Source organism: Streptomyces sp. NPDC059534 (assembly GCF_042743475.1).
Classification (GTDB): Bacteria; Actinomycetota; Actinomycetes; order Streptomycetales; family Streptomycetaceae; genus Streptomyces.
Genome location: NZ_JBHWAQ010000002.1, coordinates 88662 through 104854, shown reverse-complemented (window position 1 = coordinate 104854; position 16193 = coordinate 88662). Strand labels below are relative to the sequence as shown.

Genomic DNA, 16193 nt, shown 5'->3' with positions numbered 1-16193 from the left:
GCAGCCAGTGATCAGTTGGAGCCCGGCAGCGGGTTGCTGTCGTGCTCGGCCAGCGCCCGCCGGAACAGGCGGAGCTGGTCGCCGGGGTGGCCCTGCGCGTACTTGCGGTACAGGCGGTCCCACCCCGCCGCGTGCTCAGACAGCTGGAACTGCTGGCCGCGGAAGACGGGGATGATCGTGCAGTGGCAGTCGTTGTGGAACTTCACGACCGATTCGTCGCCGCTGAACTGCTCGTTGGCGTTCCGGCCGGCCGTCCCGGCGCTCTTGTAGACGGCGCCGCGGGACGCCATGAGCTTGCAGAAGTAGCAGGCGCCGAGCGCTGCAGCTCTCGCGTAGGCGACAGCCCCGCGGTCCCGGTCAGCCGACTCCCTCATCGTTGCCCGGCCCTGGTTGGCCACGAGTCTCTGAGCGGCGCTCTCGGCACGGGCTTGCGCTGCAGCAAGGCGGACATCAAACGCTTCTTGCTCTTCGTCCGTCGGCCACAGATCCGCCGTCGCCCACCTCAGGCTCTGCTCGACCTGCTCGTCGGGCGCCTCGCTGGCGGGCTGGGCACTGAAGGAACCCGGAGCACCTGCAGCGCGGCGCTGCCGGTCATAGCTCTCAGCCGACAGGGAGGCTGAGGCCGTCCCGTACCGGCCGATCAGGGCGCTCACAGCGGTGCGCCACAGCGACAGGGACTCCTCCAGCCGGTCGGGCACGATCAGCCGCTGGAGCCGACGCATGTCCCGCATCAGAAGCCGGGTCAGCAGCGCGTGAGCGGCGCGGTCCCGGACGGCCGCAGGGGAGACGTCAGAGACTGTCGTCGCCATCGCCAGCCTCCTGGCCCGTCTCCTCCTCGGCGCCCTGGCCCATGAGCGATGCCAGAACCCGGCGGCCCTCGGCACGGCGCCGCTCGGCGGCGACGCGTTGACGCTGATCCTCGGTCAAGCCGGCCATCTCCAGCGCCACCTCGGAATCGGCGGGCAGCAGGCCAGCCGCGACCAGCTTCGCGGCCGCATCGGTCTGCGCTGCGATCGTCGGCGTTGCCGGGTTGCGCCACACGGTCTCGATACGACGGGACGGGTCGGGCCGTTCGCCGTCTCGCACCCACAGCGCCAGGTGCATCGTTGCCCGGTGCGTGGCGCTGAAGCGGCGGATCCGCCGCTCGGCCTTCTTCACCAGGGCGCCCTCGGCGGAGCGGATGGCATCCGCGCTGGCCGGGTTGTCGCTGGTGTAGCCGAGCATGTGCGGCGGCACCGACAACTGGGACGACATGATCCGCGCATACAGATCGATGATCTTCGTCTGTCCGGACGGGTCATGCGCCGTGAACGCGCCCACCGTCGGGACGTTGCCGTCCTCGTCCCGCTCCAGAGCCAGGACGCGGCCGATGTACGTCTCCCAGGCCGACTTGGCGTTGCCCTCGGCGTCCTGGAAGGCCGACTCGCTCGCGCCCAGGATGTAGCGCTGCGGCGCTCCGAAGAACTCCGCCGCCACCTCAATGCCCATGAGCCGGCGGCACGCCGCATCCGTGATCGACCGCACCTCCGGGGTGATCTCCGACTTGCCGGCCCGGTCGCCGGTGCGCTGCCGGTTCGCCATCCGCAGGACCGTCACCACACCGAGGTTGTGCTCGTCCCGGTCCAGGACCTTCCAGTCGCTGCCCGTCTGTACGGCGTGGATCGTCTGGTCGGGCAGGTACAGCGTGATCAGACGCTCGTCCGGTGTCAGGCCGAAGTCGTAGCGGTCCTGGCACTCCCTCAGCGCGTACAGAGGCTTCCGCAGCCGGGCATCCCAGGCGAGCGTCATATCCAGCGGCGACTCGTAAGTGATGATCGGCGGCGCGTCGTCGTCATCGGCCGAGCCGACGGTGACGTACTCGCGGCCGTAGGTCAGAGCATCGAGGTGCGCCAGGCTCGACTCGTCGTACAGGTCGTTCGCCTCGGCGATCTCCTCCAGCTCGCCAGCGTCCGCCCCGTCAGCCCAGCGGAAAGCTTCCAGGTCCAGGCGCTGCTCCAGCGCCTCCACTCCGATGCGGGGCCAGCCGATGACCGTGTGGAGCGTCCTCAGCTGCGGCGGGATGCTGATGCCCAGGTCTCGAATGACCTGCTCACCGTTGAAGTAGGCATCCAGCAGCCCCAGCTTGCCCCGCTGCGCCAGGAGATCCGTCTGCAGCAGCGTGAGGATCCGCTTCTCCTCGTCCGAGAGGTCCAGCAGAGGAAGGGTCGGGATCGTCATCGGAGTACCACCACCCGTCCCTTGCCGCGCACCGTGGAGCGCTTCTGGTTCTTCGGACTGTTCAGGACCATGCGGCGCAGCATCCGGGCCCCGACCACGCAGACGGCCAGGTCGATCTTCTTCGCGCTCTCCCGGTGCTCCTTGCCGATCGTGATGCCCCACTCGTTCGTCCGGCGCCGGGCGTTGATGACGTGCGTGCGCATCACCTTGTGGCCGTTGTGCAGCAGCGTTCGCTGCAGGACGTCCTCGTGAGTGCGCTTCACCGCGTCCGTGAAGGTCTCCTGGTTGCGGCGGTTACGCATGTCCCAGCGGACTGCGTGAGCCTTCGGGCCGGCCGTGACCGCGCGCAGCAGGAGCTTCTTACCGTGGGCCTGGCCCCACCGGTCAAGGTAGGTGTCCCAGTACATCTCGCCGTCGTCGTCCTTGCCCGAGCCGGGGTCGGCGAAGAAGGCGAGGACCCGGAAGCGGCTGAAGGTGTTGGCCACAACGCCGTCCACCTCCTCGCGAGGAACCTGGTACGGCACGAAGCCAGGACTGCTCGGCGAGGGCCAGTTCGCGGGCTTCTGCCACACGCCCAGCGTCGCCACCAGCCCGTCGGACAGACGGCAGGCGACCAGTGCAGTCGCGTCGTCGGTCTTGGAGCCGTCGAAGAAGGCGACGATCTCGTCGCCGTCCGCCAGCTGCAGCTCTTCGTGCTTACAGGCGTCCCACTCGTACCGGGCGAGCCAGGCATCCTCAGCGGCGTCGATCTGGTTGTACCAGAACCGGCGGGAACGGCTGGGCGGGTTGCGGATGTCGAGGATGGACACCTTCAGTCGCGGGATGTCCAGCCACGTCGAGTCTCCGCGGACCGCCTTGAGGGTGGGCTCGATCCACGCCTCGGTCAACTGGGCCTCGGGCGGGGCCTCCAGCGAATCGTAGAAAAGGCCAGTGTCGGCGGCACGGCCCGCCTCGGCCGCCTCGAAGGCGTCCCGAGTCCGCTCGGCGACCGAGTCCTCGCCCGGCTCGAACGCGTTCGTGATCGCCATCGTCCTCGACTGGCCGTCAGCCGACTTCGTGGCATTGCGCTCGATCACAGCCGCCATCTCGTGACCCGAGTTCGCCTCCAGCCAGTGATGCGTCTCGTTGGCGTAGGTGGCAGTCGGCCGGCCGCCTTCAAGCGCGCGAGGCGAGGAGGTGACCGCCTCGATGCGGGCCCGGCCCTTGTCGGCGTAGATGATCTCCTTGCCGAGGTCGATCCGGAACTCCTCCAGCGCCCGGCGGGTGAAGATGCTCGGGAAGAGGGTCATCGAGTTGCGGTTCTGGTCCTGCGAGACGGCAGCCATCTGCACCCACGCTGCCGGATGCTGAATGCCCAGCGGCTGGCCAGGCCGCACGCCCCACTCGTTGCCCTCCTCGTCGGCGACCTTGTCGAACCGGCAGGGGCCGACGAACTCGAAGGCCGCCCACGACGCCACGACCGGGTCCTTGCCCCAGCCCTTCAGTCTCTGGATGACGCCGTCACGCCACAGGAACCGGTTCGTCTCCGGGTCCATCGCGTACCACCACAGCGTCAGGCGGGCCTGCTCCGGGGTGTACTGCCACGGCTTGCCGGCGTAGTGCTGCAGGTACGTCTTGGTCCACGCCAGGCACTGCCAGCCCAGCGTGTACGTGGGAAGGAGGAACCGGCCGTCCGGGCCGCGCTTCCACGTCGGACCGAGAGTGAAGGGCGTGACGACGTCGGGGACCCGCTCGTCAACCGCCGGCGATGTCACGGTAGGAGTCCAGCGGGCTCACCACGGCGAGCATCGGGCCGGTCGGCTGCCGTTCAAGCTCAATCCTCGCCCGACGCCGGTCGCCCTCGGTCGTGAGCAGACTGCCCATCACGCTGTTCAGGGCGGCGACGAGCTGACCATTCGGCGCGCGGTCGGACTTCAGGAGCCGCGACATCAGCTCTGCCGCGTACCGAGCGGTGGCCCAGTCCGAGGCTTGGTAGAAGGCTGCCTGGCCCGACTCGCGCAGCGAGAGGTACCAGTCAGCGGCGATGTCATGCCAGTCACCATCCGGCTCGGGCAGGCTGGGCAGATCAGAAGGCGGGCCAGAAGGAGCCTGCAGCAACTCCGGCCCGTCGGGCTTGTTCCGGCGGCGGCGCTCCTCTGAGCGCTTACCGACCGGACCTCGTGCGCCCATATCGACCTCCAGGGTCAGGGCACGCCACCAGGGCGCGCGGGGCGGGAAAGGAGCCCCGCCCAGACGCCGTTGGGCGTCAGATCAGCGAGGCGATCACGCCGGCCGCGTCAGGCAGCTCGGCAAGTTCTAGGGGCGTTCCGGGAACCCGGTCGCCGACGATGATGAAGCGGCGGTCGCTGTAGACCTCGACCGCAAGGCCACCCTTACGGATCCGGCGCCCGGCAGGCACTTCGCCGCGGAACCAGAGGTGAAGGCCAGTGCCGGACCTGCCGCGCTCCATGTAGGTGGGGGGCAGCGTGTCCAGCAGGCGCTGAGCCCACGGAAGGACGCGGCCCATCTCGACCGCATGGTCCAAGTCGACGACGACGAACCGATCGTGGGCCGTCAGGACGAAACCGATGCCCTCGCCGGCGGACGTCGAGGCGGCCGCTTCATAGTCGGACCAGGACGACGGGTCATTGACCGCCGCGAACCTGCCGTCCACACGCAGCGGGACCTTCCGGCCGCTGTAGCGCACCCACCGGGCCCGGGACGTCAGTTCGGCGGGGATGCGAGCAGCCCGCTCCGAAGCGATCCGCTCCTGCTCCACCACGCGGCGCTCCCGGTACGCACCCTGCCGGCAAGCCGGCGAGCAGTAGCGGGCGTCGGCCCGGGCCATCAGCGGCATGGGGCCGCCGCAGCGCTCGCATGCGGTGGCGGTCATAGCCCCAGTCTACCGGCCACGCGTTACGGCTATAGCTAGCTGACCTGCACCGTTACCAGGGTGTGACCGTGGCCGAGGTGGGCCGGCCGGGAAGGGGCGCCGGATCGTCGCAGGTCAGGGCCCTAGGGAACCCGTACAGGGGGTCAGGTGCTATACGGCCCCGATAGGGACAGGGGGCGGGGAGGGGGTACCCCCCCACCCCAAGGCGCCTCGCCGGGCCGGCTGGCGGCCTGAGGTCAGGCCATGTCATGGGTCCAGGCGTGGGCCCAGACGTCGGTGTAGTCGGGCTCGAAGACGAGCTGCAGCACGTTGTGATCGCTGCTCGTGCTCCACGTCTGCATGGTGATCGGGAGCGCGACACCGCAGTCGGGACACTGGATGTGCACTGTGCAGGTCGCTGCCACTGCTCCCCCTTGGCCTGCCGGCCGTGTCCCGCCGACGCTCGGTCACTCCGTCTCAGCGTCGTCGGTGTGGTCGGTGTCGTCGATGCGTTGGATGTGAGCTCCTTGCCCACATGGGATGGCGAGGCATACGCCTTGGCTGTCCGTGAAGACGGCCCATCCGCCGGCGAAGGTGAGCGTCAGCTTGTCGTCCTCGATGAGGATGTCCTCGCGACGCTGCTCTGTGGGGTGCTGGATGAGGTAGGACGGCATCACTTCATCCCGGGGTGCTGCTCGGGTGGCCGGCTTCGGCCGGGCTTGGGGTTGGCCTTCTGTGCTGCGTTCCCTTCGGCGCTGCTCTTCTGGTCGTGGCATGGGCCACAGACGCCTTGCAGGCCGGCCTCGCTGTGGTCGTCGGCCTTGGCGATGATGTGGTCGCAGAACTGGCTGGGGCGTACCCCACAGAGCTTGCACACGGGGTCCCTGGCGAGGATCCGGGCCCGGATACGCAGCCAGTTCGGGGGGAGGCGGCGGGCTCGGTTCGAGCCCTTCCATCCGCCGCTCATGCTTCGAGTGCCCGCGCGATGCCCTCTTCGAGGGTGACGCGGGGCAGGTGGAAGTCGAGCATGCGGGACGGGTCGCAGACGCGGTGGTGGACGCCTTGTGGTGCGGCAGCCAGATGCTTGAACTCGGGGCTGTAGCCTGCGGCCCCGGTGACGAGCCGAGCGAGTTCATAAAAGGAAGTGGGCCTGCCGGTGCCGAGGTTCACCGGGCCCTGAACTCCGGCGTCGACGGCCGCGAGTGTGGCGGCCACGACGTCGTCGATGTGGATCCAGTCCCGGGTACTGCTTCCGTCGCCCCAGATCTCGAAGGGGTCCTGCCGCTCCTTGGCGCGCCGGATGAAGGCGGGGAAGGGGTAGCAGTCGTCCTGGTCGGTGCCGTAGCCGGAGAAGGGCCGCAGGATGGTCATGCGGGTGCCTTCGGATTCGGCGTACTGGCAGAGCTGTTCGCCGGTGAGCTTGGCGAGGCCGTAGGTGGCATCGGGCCGGCCGGGCTGCTCGTAGTCGATGTCTGTCTCGACGAGGCGCCGGATGGGGCCGGGTTGCTGTAGCGAGACCGGGTAGGCGGCCGAAGAGCTGAAGTACACCGCCCGCGGGGTACCTGTGCGGGCGAGCCACCGCACGTACCAGGCGTCGAGCGCCAGGTTGGTGGCGACACCGAGCGGGGAGCCGTCGATGCTGGCCCGGCCGCCCACGATTGCCGCGCAGTGGATCACGAGGTCGTACTGCACGTCGGCGGTTCGGAAGTAGTCGAGCGCGTCGTGACCGTTCTTGAGGTCGACGGTTACGACGTACTCGCCGCGCACCTCTAGGGCGGCGTGCAGGTGTCGCCCTATGAAGCCGCGGTGTCCGGTGAGGAGTACGCGCATCAGCCGCCTGCCTTCACGGCACGGAAGGCGGCCCACGGCAGGTCGCTGTCGAGCCGCTTGAGGCCGACACGCGCACAGATGGCGTCCTGCTGTTCCCTGGACCAGGTAGTGACGCTGATCCAGCTGCCACCCTCGACGGGCTGATCGGCGACAGGCCAGTCGAGGACGAGGATCCCGTTGACGCGGACCGCGGCCCGGAGCCCCTCGATGATGGCTTCGCCGGCCTCGTAGCTGTGGTGGATGAGGACGGCGAGGGAGACGACGGCGTCGACCTTCTTACCGATCGTGGCCGCAAGGTCGGTGCCGTCGCTGAGGACCCACGGCATCTCCGGGGCGCGTTCGGCAAGCCTGTCGAGCATGGCCTGGGAGCCATCGGCGCCAGTCACGTCGAAGCCGGCCAGCCGCAGGGGAATGGCGACGCGGCCGTCGCCGCAGCCGAAGTCGACGACGCGGCCACCGGTCGGGAGGACAGCGGCGAGGAGTTCGGCCTGGGCTTCCCCGGAGGCGCGGTAGGCGTCCTCGGACAGGTCCCGTGCGGGGTGGATGGCCGCCGGGTCGGCGCTGTTCCACGCTGCGATGACTTGGTCGATGCTGCTCATGCCGCCTCCTCCACGAGTGCCCGGAGCTTCTGCAGGTCGGCTTCGAGGCCGCCCTCGTCGCGGTAGGCGTAGTAGGCGGTGGCGTCTGCGGTGGCCTGCTCGGAGCTGTTGCACTCCTGGTAGCCGGCGTCCATGGCGGCTTTCCCGTTGGCGGGGTGCATGTGCTCCAGGACGACGTCGCCGAGGTAGGTGATGCGTTCCATGCCGCGTCCCCAGTCCATCCAGACGAGGTCGAGGCACAGGTGGGTGAGGCAGGAGGGCGCCATGTAGCCGAGGGTCTGCACGATGTCGCTGGTCATGGCGACGGCTGTGGCCATGAGTTCGCCCTGCAGCAGGTCGTTGCCGTAGACGATGCCGGGCCCGCCGGACAGGCAGATGCGGAAGCGCTCGTCCCAGTCGGCGCTGCGGGGGCGGTGGTCGTCGCCCATGAAGGCGAGGAAGCGGTAGCGGGGGGCGTACTCGACGGCGACCTTGTTGAGGGTGCCGCAGAGGCGGAGCCGCGGCCCGGTGACCCAGTGGACGTGGGGGTCGTTGATGGACTCCATGTGCTCGCGGTAGCCGGCCAGCATCGGGTCGTCGTCGTCGACGGCGAACAGCAGGTCGGCAGTGGCGCCGGTCTGCCTCCAGCAGTCGAGGATCGCGGGGACGCTGTCCGGGCGGCCACGGGTCGGCACGATCATGAGGAGGTCGTCCACGCGCACCTCCTAGGTGATCTGGAAGCGGGAACTACGGAGGACTGGCTTCTCGGGCGCCGCGGTGATCTCGATCCACGTGCGGTACACGCCGGGGCCGAGCTCTACGGCGCCGCCGGGCCCGACGAGGAGGCTGGCGTGCGGAGTGCCGCCGATGGTGACCCACTCGGCGTTATGCCAGTCGCCTGCCTCGGGCCGGTCTCCGTCGGGGAGGACGGCGACCCGGACTCCGAAGCCCGTGGGGTCGTCGGCTGTGGTGATCGGCGTGAGGAGTTCCTCAAGGCTGCTGCGGTCCACCGGGCCCCCTTACGTCCGTGGCGTGCCGGCGGTCCAAGCGGGCGCCCGGAGTCTCCCTGCCGCCCATGTCCCGTGCGGCGTTCCGGCGGTGACGTGGTCGATGCCGTCGTCCGTACCTGCTCCAGCGCCGAGCGGCCTCGCGGCGTCGGCTTCTACGGCCGGCGCGAGGGCGGCGGTCTTGGCTCCCGTCAGCGGCCGGGCTGTCTCGCTGGTGCTGGCCACACCGAGGGCTTGGCTGATCGCGACAGTGAGGGGCTGAGCGGCCTCTACCTGCGTCGCGGCCAGCAGGGGTGCGGTCCGTGCCCCAACGAGGGACTGTGTGGCGTCGGCCTCACCAGCCGTGCCGAGCAGGGCCGTCTTGGCGCCTGCCAGGGCCTGTGCAGCCTCTGCGGCCGCCGCGTGGCCGAGCGTGGTCGTCTTGCTGCCGGCCAGCAGCTGAGCGCCGTCGGTCTCCGCAGCGGTGCCGAGGGGTGCGCCGGCGGTCACGTCTGCGGCGGCGAAGTCGTCGAAGCGGATCGTCCCGGCCGACGTGGTACGGATGCCGATGCTTGTGCCGCTCGCGACAGCCGTGTCCGTGACAGAGACGCGCTCGATGCCGTTGACGTAGCCCTTGATCGTCGATCCGACGGCCTGGACCTTCGCGACGTCGCCCGGGGCTGCGGCTGCCGTGTAGCTGCCGATGGCCGTGAACGTGCTGCTGACGACAGAGAACAAGGTCCACTCGCTGCCGTCGTTGCGCCACAGATAGCCGGAGCTGAAGCCCGCGTTACCCCGGCACCAGACACCGTGGCTTGCGGCCGTGGTGGCGGCGATCGTGACCTGCGCAGAGTGGTCGCTGCTGTCCATCGCAGCGGCAGCACGCAGAATGATCGTGCCGCCGTCGTTGCCCGGGGAGAGCTGGCCGGACACGATCGACCAGTCGCCGGACACCTCCACCCAGCCTGCGCCGAGGTCACTGGAGTCGGCGCGGTTGAAGTCGTCAGTGAAGCCGGCCACGGCGACCTCCCGCTCCCCTCGGTAAGCCTGCGGGCGTCACGCGGTAGAGCTCGCGCGGAAGAAGTCGCTGACAGTCAGCGTGTAGGAGCTGCCGTCCGGGGTCATCGTCACGTCGTGCTTGGTCAGCGGGATGAGGTCCGCGTCGGTGCCGGTGGTGGTGTCGGGGTCGTAGCAGATGACGACGGCGCCGACAGCGTTGCCGGTGGCGGAGGTCCAGGTGATGTCCGCGCAGTCGACGGCGACCCTGTCGTTCGTGTCGTCGACGGTCACCGTGACGCCCGTGAGCGTCTTGCGGCCCATCGTCGTCTGCTCGTTGGACGCGCCGGCCAGGAGCGTGGCGAGGTCGTCGTAGTCGCGCATGGTGGCGTCGGTGACGAGGCCGGCCGCTTCGAGGGGGACGGCGACCAGGCCGTCGTTGGCGGCGGGGAGGGCGGCCAGCGAGGCGACCTTCCCCAATGCGATGTTGAAGACCAGATTGGCCACCGTCGGCTCCTCTCTCGGGATTTAATTCCGGCTGCCGACCGGCTGATTAGGCGGCGCGATCCTGCGGCGGCCTGGGCTTGTACCGCGCGGCCCGCGCCTCTATCTCGGGCAGGGCGTACATGGTCTTGTACTCGTGCCCCTGGCCGGAGTACTGGCGCGGGTCGCCCTTGTAGCGGGCGATCTTCCCACGGGATGCCCACTGCCGGATGACGGGCTCGGGTACGCCGGTTGCGGCTGAGGCTTCGTGGGCGTAGACGAGGTCTTCGGGGTAGAGCTCGGCCGGGTCCATTGCGCCCCCTGACATGCAGAAAGCCCCCGGCGGTTGCTGGGGGCTTGAAGTAGCTGCGGACGCACTGGTACCGCCTGGGGGCAGTGTGACATATGGCTGCTCAGTGCGACAAGTATCGATCTCCTACGGCCGCCACGTGTCCTTGTAGTCGGGGTGGTCGGCGTAGGGGCGCGTCAGGTCGAGCAGCGTCTCCTTGGCGAAGTGGGCCAGCATGGGGTTCGCTGCGAGCAGGGCCTCCTCGCAGCGGATCAGCGTCCGCCGTTTGGCGTCGACCTCGGCCAGCACCCGTGCGGGGTCATGACGGGCGATGTGGGCAACACGTCGGTCCGCATCGTCCTCGCTCATGCCCTCGGGGGTGGTGACCACCGGATAGGCGGAGGACTCCGGATCGGCGATGACGGCAGCCACGTCCGGATCTGCCCAGTACTGGACGTACCAGGAAGGTCGGGGCTCGCGGTTCAGCTCCATCCAGGACTCCGGCTCAGCAGCGACCCGCGCGGCCGCGGCGTCCTCGTCGAGGCGGGCGCGGAGGAACGCGATCAGGTCGTCCATGGGGCTACCTCGGGTCCATCGGGACGACGAACACCTTCTCCGCGCCGACCGCATCGCATGCGCCCTCGATCGGGTCGCGCTGCTTCCAGTCCTTCAGCGGGGTGACTGCCAGGTTTTCCCCGTGCTCGCGTTCGGCGTTCACGAGCCACGCCATGAGGTCCGCCGGATCCGAGCCGTCGGGGGGCAGGAGGTCCGCGAGGAACGGGTGTTGGGTCATGAGGGCGGGAGCCGCGGCGTCGGCCGCTGTGCCGAGCTGGTGGGTGTAGACGTCCTGTCCGGTCATGAAGCCCAGAAGGTCGTACAGGCCGGCCATGTGGCGCCGGGACAAGAGTCGGTCGGTGGTGACGCTAAGGACGTCGGCGAGCGGGAAGCTGCGGGTCTGGTCCATGGGGTCATTCTCCCGTTCTTACGGTTGCTGCGTGATGGCTTCGCGAATGAGCCGCAGCACCTCGTCGAGCGTCCTCTCCGGCCGGTCGTTCCACCGGTGGTACGCCTCGTCGATCCCCCGCCGCGTGAGCACGTTCTGCATGGCCTGCCCCGCAGCTTCGGCGGTCTCCTCGTCTCCGTACCCAAGTCGGTACAGCACGGCCTGCGCCCCGAGGATGCACCTGGCGCCACTACGGGACCGGAGTCCGCCCCTGTGCCATCCGTACTGCTGGATGACGAGGGCGGTGAGCTGGAGGTGCTGGGTGACGGTGATCTGCCGTCCGGCGCCGTGGAGTCGGCGGGCGGGGGTGAGTGCGAGGGCCCAGTCGGGGATGATCCGCCACAGCCGGCTGGGGGCCGTGAACGCGGGGGCCTGCTGCTCGTCGGCCGGCGCGGCGAGTGCTTCGGCTACCAGCTGGTCGGTGGTCTTGGTGACGAGCGGGTGGGCGGTGCGGGGGGCCTGCTGGGCGAGGTACGCCTCGATGTCGGCGATGAGGCTGGCCGCGTCGACTGTCAGCGCGGCGGGGCGGGTGGCGGTGGACGCGGCCATGGCGGGCTCCTTCGGGTGTCGTGAGCGGTCAGCGGCGGGCGAGGCGGCGGAACTGGCTGGCGAGGGTGGCGGCGGCATCCTCGGCGTGGGCTTCGGCGGCGCGCTGGGCAGCTCGGTGGGCGACGTCGCTGTAGGCGCTGTGCGAGTCCTTCACGGCGACGTTGGGGATGCCGGTGGGCCGGGCGCTGTAGATGTCGCGCTCCCGGTTGAGGACGCTGACGACGGTTTCGCGGCCGCCGTGGGACGTTGCCTGGACGATGGGGTGGCCGGTGAGCCGGTCCTTCTTGTCGGTGACGATGTACTCGCGGTAGGTCCGGGAGGGGCCGGAGTCGCCGGCGTGCTCGTTGATGATGAACAGGCTGTCGCCGGGGGCGATGTCGCGGATGAGGGCGTTCTTGTCGCCGCGGGTGGCTCGGTAGTGGTTCTTCATGTCGTGGTCCTTTCGGGTCAGTTCTGGCTGGGGGGCTGGGTAAAGAGGGCGCCGAATCGGGCGAGGAGTTGGGTGACGGTGATGGAGCCGGGTCCGGGTCCTGTGCCGACGGCGCGGACCATGGGTGTTCCGAGGCCGCTGCGGTCGTTGGTGACGATGAACTCGGCGGTGATCGTGTAGAGCCGGTCGCCGGGTTGGGCGTCGCGGGTGAGGTCTGCCGCGTCGGTGCGGGTGGGCTGGTAGTGGGGCTTGAGCGGCACGGCCGGGTCTCCTTTCGTCTTGTCGCTATGGAGGCTTTGGGGGTGTTTGCACCCCGGACGCGGGCATGTTTTGGGGCGGTATGTCGCCTGGACCGGGGGCGGTCCGGGGGTGGACGGTGCCCGGGTCGCGTCCGGGGCCTGTCCGGCCTCTGACCAGGCGGCATACCGGGATAAAGGGGGTGCTGTCCGGGGGTGGTCAGGCCCCGGTGAGGAACTCCAGGGCATCGGCGATGTCGGCGCGCTGGTAGCCGTTGACGCGTCCTGCCTGGCCGGGGATGGTGATCTTCACGGTGCCGCCGGCGCCTCCGTCCCGCAGCAGCGCGCCGAGAGCGTCGGCCGTCATCGGCTCGCCGATGAACTCGGCCATCTCCTTGGTCTGGGCGACGTCCCTGCCGAGGCTGTCCATGGCGGCGAGGGCGCCGCGCATGGCTTCGGCCTGCTGCTGCTGGGCCGGGGTCACCTGGTGGGCTGCGCGGCCGGGGACGCCGTTGCGGTTCGGTCCGCCGGCGGCCGACGACAGGCCGGTCGCGGAGAGCAGGGCCTTCTCGATCGGGTCGTCCCACTGGCCGGCGAGTCGGCCGGCGTCGGCGCGGAGCTTGGCGGCGTACTTCATGAGCCGGGTGACCTCTCCGCGCTCGTCCTCGTCGAGGTCGAAGGACCGGGCGAGGTCGGTGCCGCCAGCGAACGGGTTGTTCAGCCAGCCCAGGCCGGGCCGCGGCGGGTCGAACTTGGAGGCGTCCGGGCCTCCGGATCCGGCGAGGCCGGAGCCGAGGATCGTGTTGGACTGGGTGCCGCTGTCGACCTTCATGGCCCACTTGGTGCCGCAGTTCATCGACAGCCGGGTGGGGATGACGTCGACCTGCGGCAGCTGGGTGGTGAGGACAAGCAGGATTCCGGCGCCGGTCGCTACCGCCGCGATCTTCATCAGGTTCTCCAGCAGCTGGTCACGCTCGTCGTGGCTGCCGGAGCTGGTGTAGGTGGCGACCTCGTCGATCACGATCAGCTCGATGCCGCCGAGCCGCATGATCGTGTCTTCGGTCATCTTCGACTTGCCGAGCTCGCCGAGGATCCGGTTGCGCCGGTCCATGTCGGCGATCAGGGCTCTGGTGAGGGCGAGCAGGCGGGTCGGGTTGGGCTTGAAGTAGGTGGCGGCAACGTCGGCGCGGGCGAGGGCGTCGAACTCGCCGTTCTCCTTGCCTGCGACGATCCGCAGGTTGATGCGGGGGTCCATGGCTGCGCCGACGAGCAGGTTGGCCATGCCGACGCCCTTACCGGAGCGGGTGGTGCCGCCGATCAGAGTGTGCTGGTTGCGGATGAGCAGGCGGACGGTGTTGCCGCGCTTGCCCCATCCGACGGGCACGCCGGTAGTCCAGGCGTCGATGGGTCCGGGGTTCTGGACGAGGGGGGACGGGCGGGTGTCCTCGAAGGGGTCGGCGTCGGCCATCCAGATCTGCGCCTGGTTGGCGTGTGCACCCTTGCTGACGTCGACCATGGAGGCGTCGCGCTTCAGCGCGCCGGCGAGGGCTTCGCTCTTGCTTTTGAGGGCGGTGACGGTGTCGTCGAGGTCGACGGTCATGGTGGAGCTGCCATCGGGCTGGCGAGTGAGGGGCTGGATGATTTCGCCGTTGAAGCCCAGCCCCTTCAGCGCGGTGAGGACCCTCTCGTCTCCGGCGGTGGGGGCGATGCCGGAGGCGGGGAGCGTGGCACCGTCGATGTTCGTCGGCAGGCCCTGGTGTCCTTCGGTGCAGTGCCGGCCGTGCCAGGCGCCGAGGCCGAGGGCGGCGAGCGCGAGGGGGATGTCGAGGACGGGGGCGCCGATGGTGGTGACGGTGACGCCGGTACCGGCGAAGGCGGCCCATCCTCCGGTCTTGAGGGCGTAGAAGAGGCGGTGGCGACGGTAGTCGGCGCGGCGGTCCTGGACGAGGCGGTGGGCTCTGGCTTCGGCGTGGGCGTCGCCGCGGGCCGCCTTCCGGTCGGCCTTGGCGGTGGCAATCATCTGGGGGTGGTCGTCGTGGTAGCCGTCGATCAGCCGGCGGACGAGCCGTCCGTAGCCGCGGCTGATCTGGGGGGCGTACAGGCGGTGGGTGCGGGCGTGCTCGTAGATGGCGGTCAGCCACTCGGGCCGGGTGGCGACCTCGGCGCCCTGGGGCTCGACGACCGCGCCCTCGACGGGCTGGGGCGGCTCGTCCTTGACGAGGGTGAGCGAGGGCCGGGCGATCTGCTGCTGCGGGGCGGTGGTCATGGCGGGCCTCAGCTCTGCTCGGACTTGATGGCGTCGCGGATGCGCTTGGCGTAGTTGCTGGACTTGCCGAGGAGCTTGGTGACGGCCGGGGTGGAGAACTTCTCCGGGGCGGCGTCGTGGAGCTTCCGGGCGGCGTCGAGGTCAGCCTCGGCGAGGGGCTCGGTGTTGTGCTTGTAGCGCGGGGCCTCAGTACCGTCCTGGCCAATATTCACTTGGCCTCCAGCCCCTTCGGCCGGACCTCCGGACGGCTGCTTAGGCTTGCCCTTTGCCGGGGCTCCGCCGCCCTCTGAGCCGCCTTCGAAGATGTCCGCGAGGAGCCCCTCGACGGCGAGGTGTCCGGCGGTGTCGAGGTGCTCTGCGACGACCTGGTCGACGTACTCGCGGGCCGCGAGTTCGGACGCGAGGGTCTCGATGGTCTGGCCGAGCGGAAGTCCCTTCACGGACTTCCAGGCGGCGGCCCACAGGTCGCTCGACTTGACGTTGCCGGCGGCGTTGAGGGCGAAGATTTGGTAGCGGTCCCAGACGTCAGGGTGGGCGGCGGCGCGGCGGGCTTCGTCCCAGGCGCGGTCCCGGCTGATGGTTCCGAGGGGGGCTGCGGCGAGGATCAGCTCGTACTGCTTCCAGGCTTCGGGGTAGCAGGTGCGGCGCTGCTCGTCCTGGGCGGCGAGGGCGGCGTCGGCTGCCTGCTTGTCGGCGGTCGCCTTCGCTTCGTGGGCGGCTCGGCGGTCGTTCTCGATCTGCCGCTTGGAGTCGGCTTCGATCTTCTTGGCGTCGCGCTCGGCCTCGGCCTGCTTCGCGGCGGCTTCGGCGGTCTTACGTTCGGCGCGGGTGGCCTTGGCATGCTTGGCGCGGTCGCCGAACTTGTGGATCGTCCACACGCCGGGGCCGGCGAGGGAGGCAAGGCCGCCGACGAGACCGAACACGAGGCCGATCTCGGGGTGCGTCGCACCGTCGGTGACGTTGATCGCGGCCGCGATGGACGCGAAGACGGCGGTGGCGGCCAGGTAGGGCCAGGCGACCCGCCGGTTCGCGATGGCGGCTTCGACGAGGCGGAGCGTCACCCAGGCCGCGGACTCCAGCATGACCGGCAGAGCCGCATTCCAGGGCCGCTCCGGGTCCCAGAAGGCCCGGATCTGCAGGGGCAGGGCGACGAGGAAGCAGACGAGCGCGAAGTACTTGACGGCCTTGGCGGCCTGCGTGTCGAGCTTCTTGCCCGCGAGGCTGCGCCGACGCTCGGCCTGCTCGACGGCGAGATCCGCGGCCTGCTGCTTGGCCTGCTCTTCCCGGGCGGCCTGGGCGTTGCGCTCGATCTCCTCGGCCTTGGCCTTGGCGGCGGCGAGCTTGGGGGCGTCGAGGGCTTCGCGCCGGCGGCGGTCGGCTTCGGCGTCGGCCGCGGCACTCTGGGCCTCGATCCGGGTCTTCTCCGCGTTCGCGGACTGCTCGGTGAACGACGTGCCGCTCACGTTGATCATTCCCTTC

At 69.8% G+C, this 16193-nt stretch carries 21 protein-coding genes; all 21 read right to left on the bottom strand.

Translation table 11 applies throughout. The features are described 5' to 3' along the window. Nucleotides 1–11: 11 nt before the first annotated feature. Nucleotides 12–809: a hypothetical protein gene (locus ACFVZH_RS02750; protein ID WP_384892091.1), complete on the bottom strand. Its 798-nt coding sequence runs from the start codon at nucleotides 807–809 to the stop codon at nucleotides 12–14. Further along, nucleotides 790–2217, bottom strand: coding sequence for a phage portal protein (locus tag ACFVZH_RS02745; protein ID WP_384892088.1), 1428 nt, complete (start codon nucleotides 2215–2217; stop codon nucleotides 790–792). The genes ACFVZH_RS02750 and ACFVZH_RS02745 overlap by 20 nt, the downstream gene beginning before the upstream one ends. After that, a complete protein-coding gene (locus ACFVZH_RS02740) occupies nucleotides 2214–3971 on the bottom strand; it encodes a terminase (protein ID WP_384892085.1) in 1758 nt (585 codons plus the stop codon). The genes ACFVZH_RS02745 and ACFVZH_RS02740 overlap by 4 nt, the downstream gene beginning before the upstream one ends. After that, a complete protein-coding gene (locus ACFVZH_RS02735; protein ID WP_384892082.1) occupies nucleotides 3952–4386 on the bottom strand; it encodes a hypothetical protein in 435 nt (144 codons plus the stop codon). The genes ACFVZH_RS02740 and ACFVZH_RS02735 overlap by 20 nt, the downstream gene beginning before the upstream one ends. 76 nt (nucleotides 4387–4462) lie before the next feature. Beyond that, nucleotides 4463–5089 carry a bifunctional DNA primase/polymerase gene (locus ACFVZH_RS02730; protein ID WP_384892079.1) on the bottom strand — a complete coding sequence of 209 codons (627 nt, stop codon included), beginning with the start codon at nucleotides 5087–5089 and terminating at the stop codon, nucleotides 4463–4465. Between the two features lie 236 nt (nucleotides 5090–5325). Further along, nucleotides 5326–5493 carry a hypothetical protein gene (locus tag ACFVZH_RS02725; protein WP_384892076.1) on the bottom strand — a complete coding sequence of 56 codons (168 nt, stop codon included), beginning with the start codon at nucleotides 5491–5493 and terminating at the stop codon, nucleotides 5326–5328. 42 nt (nucleotides 5494–5535) lie between these two features. Next, complete coding sequence (locus ACFVZH_RS02720) at nucleotides 5536–5742, bottom strand: hypothetical protein (RefSeq protein ID WP_384892073.1); 207 nt, start codon at nucleotides 5740–5742, stop codon at nucleotides 5536–5538. 289 nt (nucleotides 5743–6031) lie between these two features. Further along, nucleotides 6032–6898 (bottom strand): NAD-dependent epimerase/dehydratase family protein, encoded by an 867-nt coding sequence (locus ACFVZH_RS02715; protein ID WP_384892071.1) that lies wholly within the window; start codon nucleotides 6896–6898, stop codon nucleotides 6032–6034. Next, nucleotides 6898–7497, bottom strand: coding sequence for a class I SAM-dependent methyltransferase (locus ACFVZH_RS02710; protein ID WP_384892068.1), 600 nt, complete (start codon nucleotides 7495–7497; stop codon nucleotides 6898–6900). The genes ACFVZH_RS02715 and ACFVZH_RS02710 overlap by 1 nt, the downstream gene beginning before the upstream one ends. Continuing rightward, the gene (locus ACFVZH_RS02705; RefSeq protein WP_384892064.1) at nucleotides 7494–8192 is read right to left on the bottom strand and encodes a glycosyltransferase family 2 protein; all 699 of its coding nucleotides are present in this window, start codon (nucleotides 8190–8192) and stop codon (nucleotides 7494–7496) included. The genes ACFVZH_RS02710 and ACFVZH_RS02705 overlap by 4 nt, the downstream gene beginning before the upstream one ends. A gap of 9 nt (nucleotides 8193–8201) precedes the next feature. Continuing rightward, entirely contained in the window at nucleotides 8202–8486 is a 285-nt protein-coding gene (locus tag ACFVZH_RS02700; RefSeq protein WP_384892062.1) for a hypothetical protein, read from the bottom strand. Nucleotides 8487–8495: 9 nt separating this feature from the next. Next, the gene (locus ACFVZH_RS02695; protein WP_384892059.1) at nucleotides 8496–9482 is read right to left on the bottom strand and encodes a hypothetical protein; all 987 of its coding nucleotides are present in this window, start codon (nucleotides 9480–9482) and stop codon (nucleotides 8496–8498) included. Nucleotides 9483–9518: 36 nt separating this feature from the next. Then, nucleotides 9519–9965, bottom strand: a complete 447-nt coding sequence (locus ACFVZH_RS02690) for a hypothetical protein (RefSeq protein WP_384892057.1) — start codon at nucleotides 9963–9965, stop codon at nucleotides 9519–9521. Nucleotides 9966–10011: 46 nt separating this feature from the next. Further along, the gene (locus ACFVZH_RS02685) at nucleotides 10012–10254 is read right to left on the bottom strand and encodes a hypothetical protein (RefSeq protein WP_384892054.1); all 243 of its coding nucleotides are present in this window, start codon (nucleotides 10252–10254) and stop codon (nucleotides 10012–10014) included. A gap of 123 nt (nucleotides 10255–10377) precedes the next feature. Beyond that, complete coding sequence (locus tag ACFVZH_RS02680; RefSeq protein ID WP_384892051.1) at nucleotides 10378–10806, bottom strand: DUF6221 family protein; 429 nt, start codon at nucleotides 10804–10806, stop codon at nucleotides 10378–10380. A gap of 4 nt (nucleotides 10807–10810) precedes the next feature. Continuing rightward, nucleotides 10811–11194 carry a hypothetical protein gene (locus ACFVZH_RS02675; protein WP_384892048.1) on the bottom strand — a complete coding sequence of 128 codons (384 nt, stop codon included), beginning with the start codon at nucleotides 11192–11194 and terminating at the stop codon, nucleotides 10811–10813. Nucleotides 11195–11212: 18 nt separating this feature from the next. Next, nucleotides 11213–11782, bottom strand: coding sequence for a hypothetical protein (locus ACFVZH_RS02670; RefSeq protein ID WP_384892046.1), 570 nt, complete (start codon nucleotides 11780–11782; stop codon nucleotides 11213–11215). A 28-nt stretch (nucleotides 11783–11810) separates the two neighbouring features. Further along, the gene (locus ACFVZH_RS02665; protein WP_384892043.1) at nucleotides 11811–12212 is read right to left on the bottom strand and encodes a hypothetical protein; all 402 of its coding nucleotides are present in this window, start codon (nucleotides 12210–12212) and stop codon (nucleotides 11811–11813) included. A 17-nt stretch (nucleotides 12213–12229) separates the two neighbouring features. Next, the gene (locus ACFVZH_RS02660; protein WP_384892040.1) at nucleotides 12230–12472 is read right to left on the bottom strand and encodes a hypothetical protein; all 243 of its coding nucleotides are present in this window, start codon (nucleotides 12470–12472) and stop codon (nucleotides 12230–12232) included. Between the two features lie 196 nt (nucleotides 12473–12668). Then, nucleotides 12669–14714, bottom strand: a complete 2046-nt coding sequence (locus ACFVZH_RS02655) for an FtsK/SpoIIIE domain-containing protein (protein ID WP_384892037.1) — start codon at nucleotides 14712–14714, stop codon at nucleotides 12669–12671. An 8-nt stretch (nucleotides 14715–14722) separates the two neighbouring features. Beyond that, on the bottom strand, nucleotides 14723–16177 hold the full coding sequence (locus tag ACFVZH_RS02650) for a hypothetical protein (RefSeq protein ID WP_384892034.1): 1455 nt from the start codon (nucleotides 16175–16177) through the stop codon (nucleotides 14723–14725). Nucleotides 16178–16193 lie beyond the last annotated feature (16 nt).

Coding starts and splice junctions, on each gene's coding strand:
- ACFVZH_RS02675 (WP_384892048.1), bottom strand. CDS start 11,194: ATGGACCAGACCCGCAGCTTCCCGCTCGCCGACGTCCTTAGCGTCACC.
- ACFVZH_RS02745 (WP_384892088.1), bottom strand. CDS start 2,217: ATGACGATCCCGACCCTTCCTCTGCTGGACCTCTCGGACGAGGAGAAG.
- ACFVZH_RS02735 (WP_384892082.1), bottom strand. CDS start 4,386: ATGGGCGCACGAGGTCCGGTCGGTAAGCGCTCAGAGGAGCGCCGCCGC.
- ACFVZH_RS02730 (WP_384892079.1), bottom strand. CDS start 5,089: ATGACCGCCACCGCATGCGAGCGCTGCGGCGGCCCCATGCCGCTGATG.
- ACFVZH_RS02680 (WP_384892051.1), bottom strand. CDS start 10,806: ATGGACGACCTGATCGCGTTCCTCCGCGCCCGCCTCGACGAGGACGCC.
- ACFVZH_RS02655 (WP_384892037.1), bottom strand. CDS start 14,714: ATGACCACCGCCCCGCAGCAGCAGATCGCCCGGCCCTCGCTCACCCTC.
- ACFVZH_RS02750 (WP_384892091.1), bottom strand. CDS start 809: ATGGCGACGACAGTCTCTGACGTCTCCCCTGCGGCCGTCCGGGACCGC.
- ACFVZH_RS02720 (WP_384892073.1), bottom strand. CDS start 5,742: ATGCCGTCCTACCTCATCCAGCACCCCACAGAGCAGCGTCGCGAGGAC.
- ACFVZH_RS02670 (WP_384892046.1), bottom strand. CDS start 11,782: ATGGCCGCGTCCACCGCCACCCGCCCCGCCGCGCTGACAGTCGACGCG.
- ACFVZH_RS02715 (WP_384892071.1), bottom strand. CDS start 6,898: ATGCGCGTACTCCTCACCGGACACCGCGGCTTCATAGGGCGACACCTG.
- ACFVZH_RS02685 (WP_384892054.1), bottom strand. CDS start 10,254: ATGGACCCGGCCGAGCTCTACCCCGAAGACCTCGTCTACGCCCACGAA.
- ACFVZH_RS02665 (WP_384892043.1), bottom strand. CDS start 12,212: ATGAAGAACCACTACCGAGCCACCCGCGGCGACAAGAACGCCCTCATC.
- ACFVZH_RS02710 (WP_384892068.1), bottom strand. CDS start 7,497: ATGAGCAGCATCGACCAAGTCATCGCAGCGTGGAACAGCGCCGACCCG.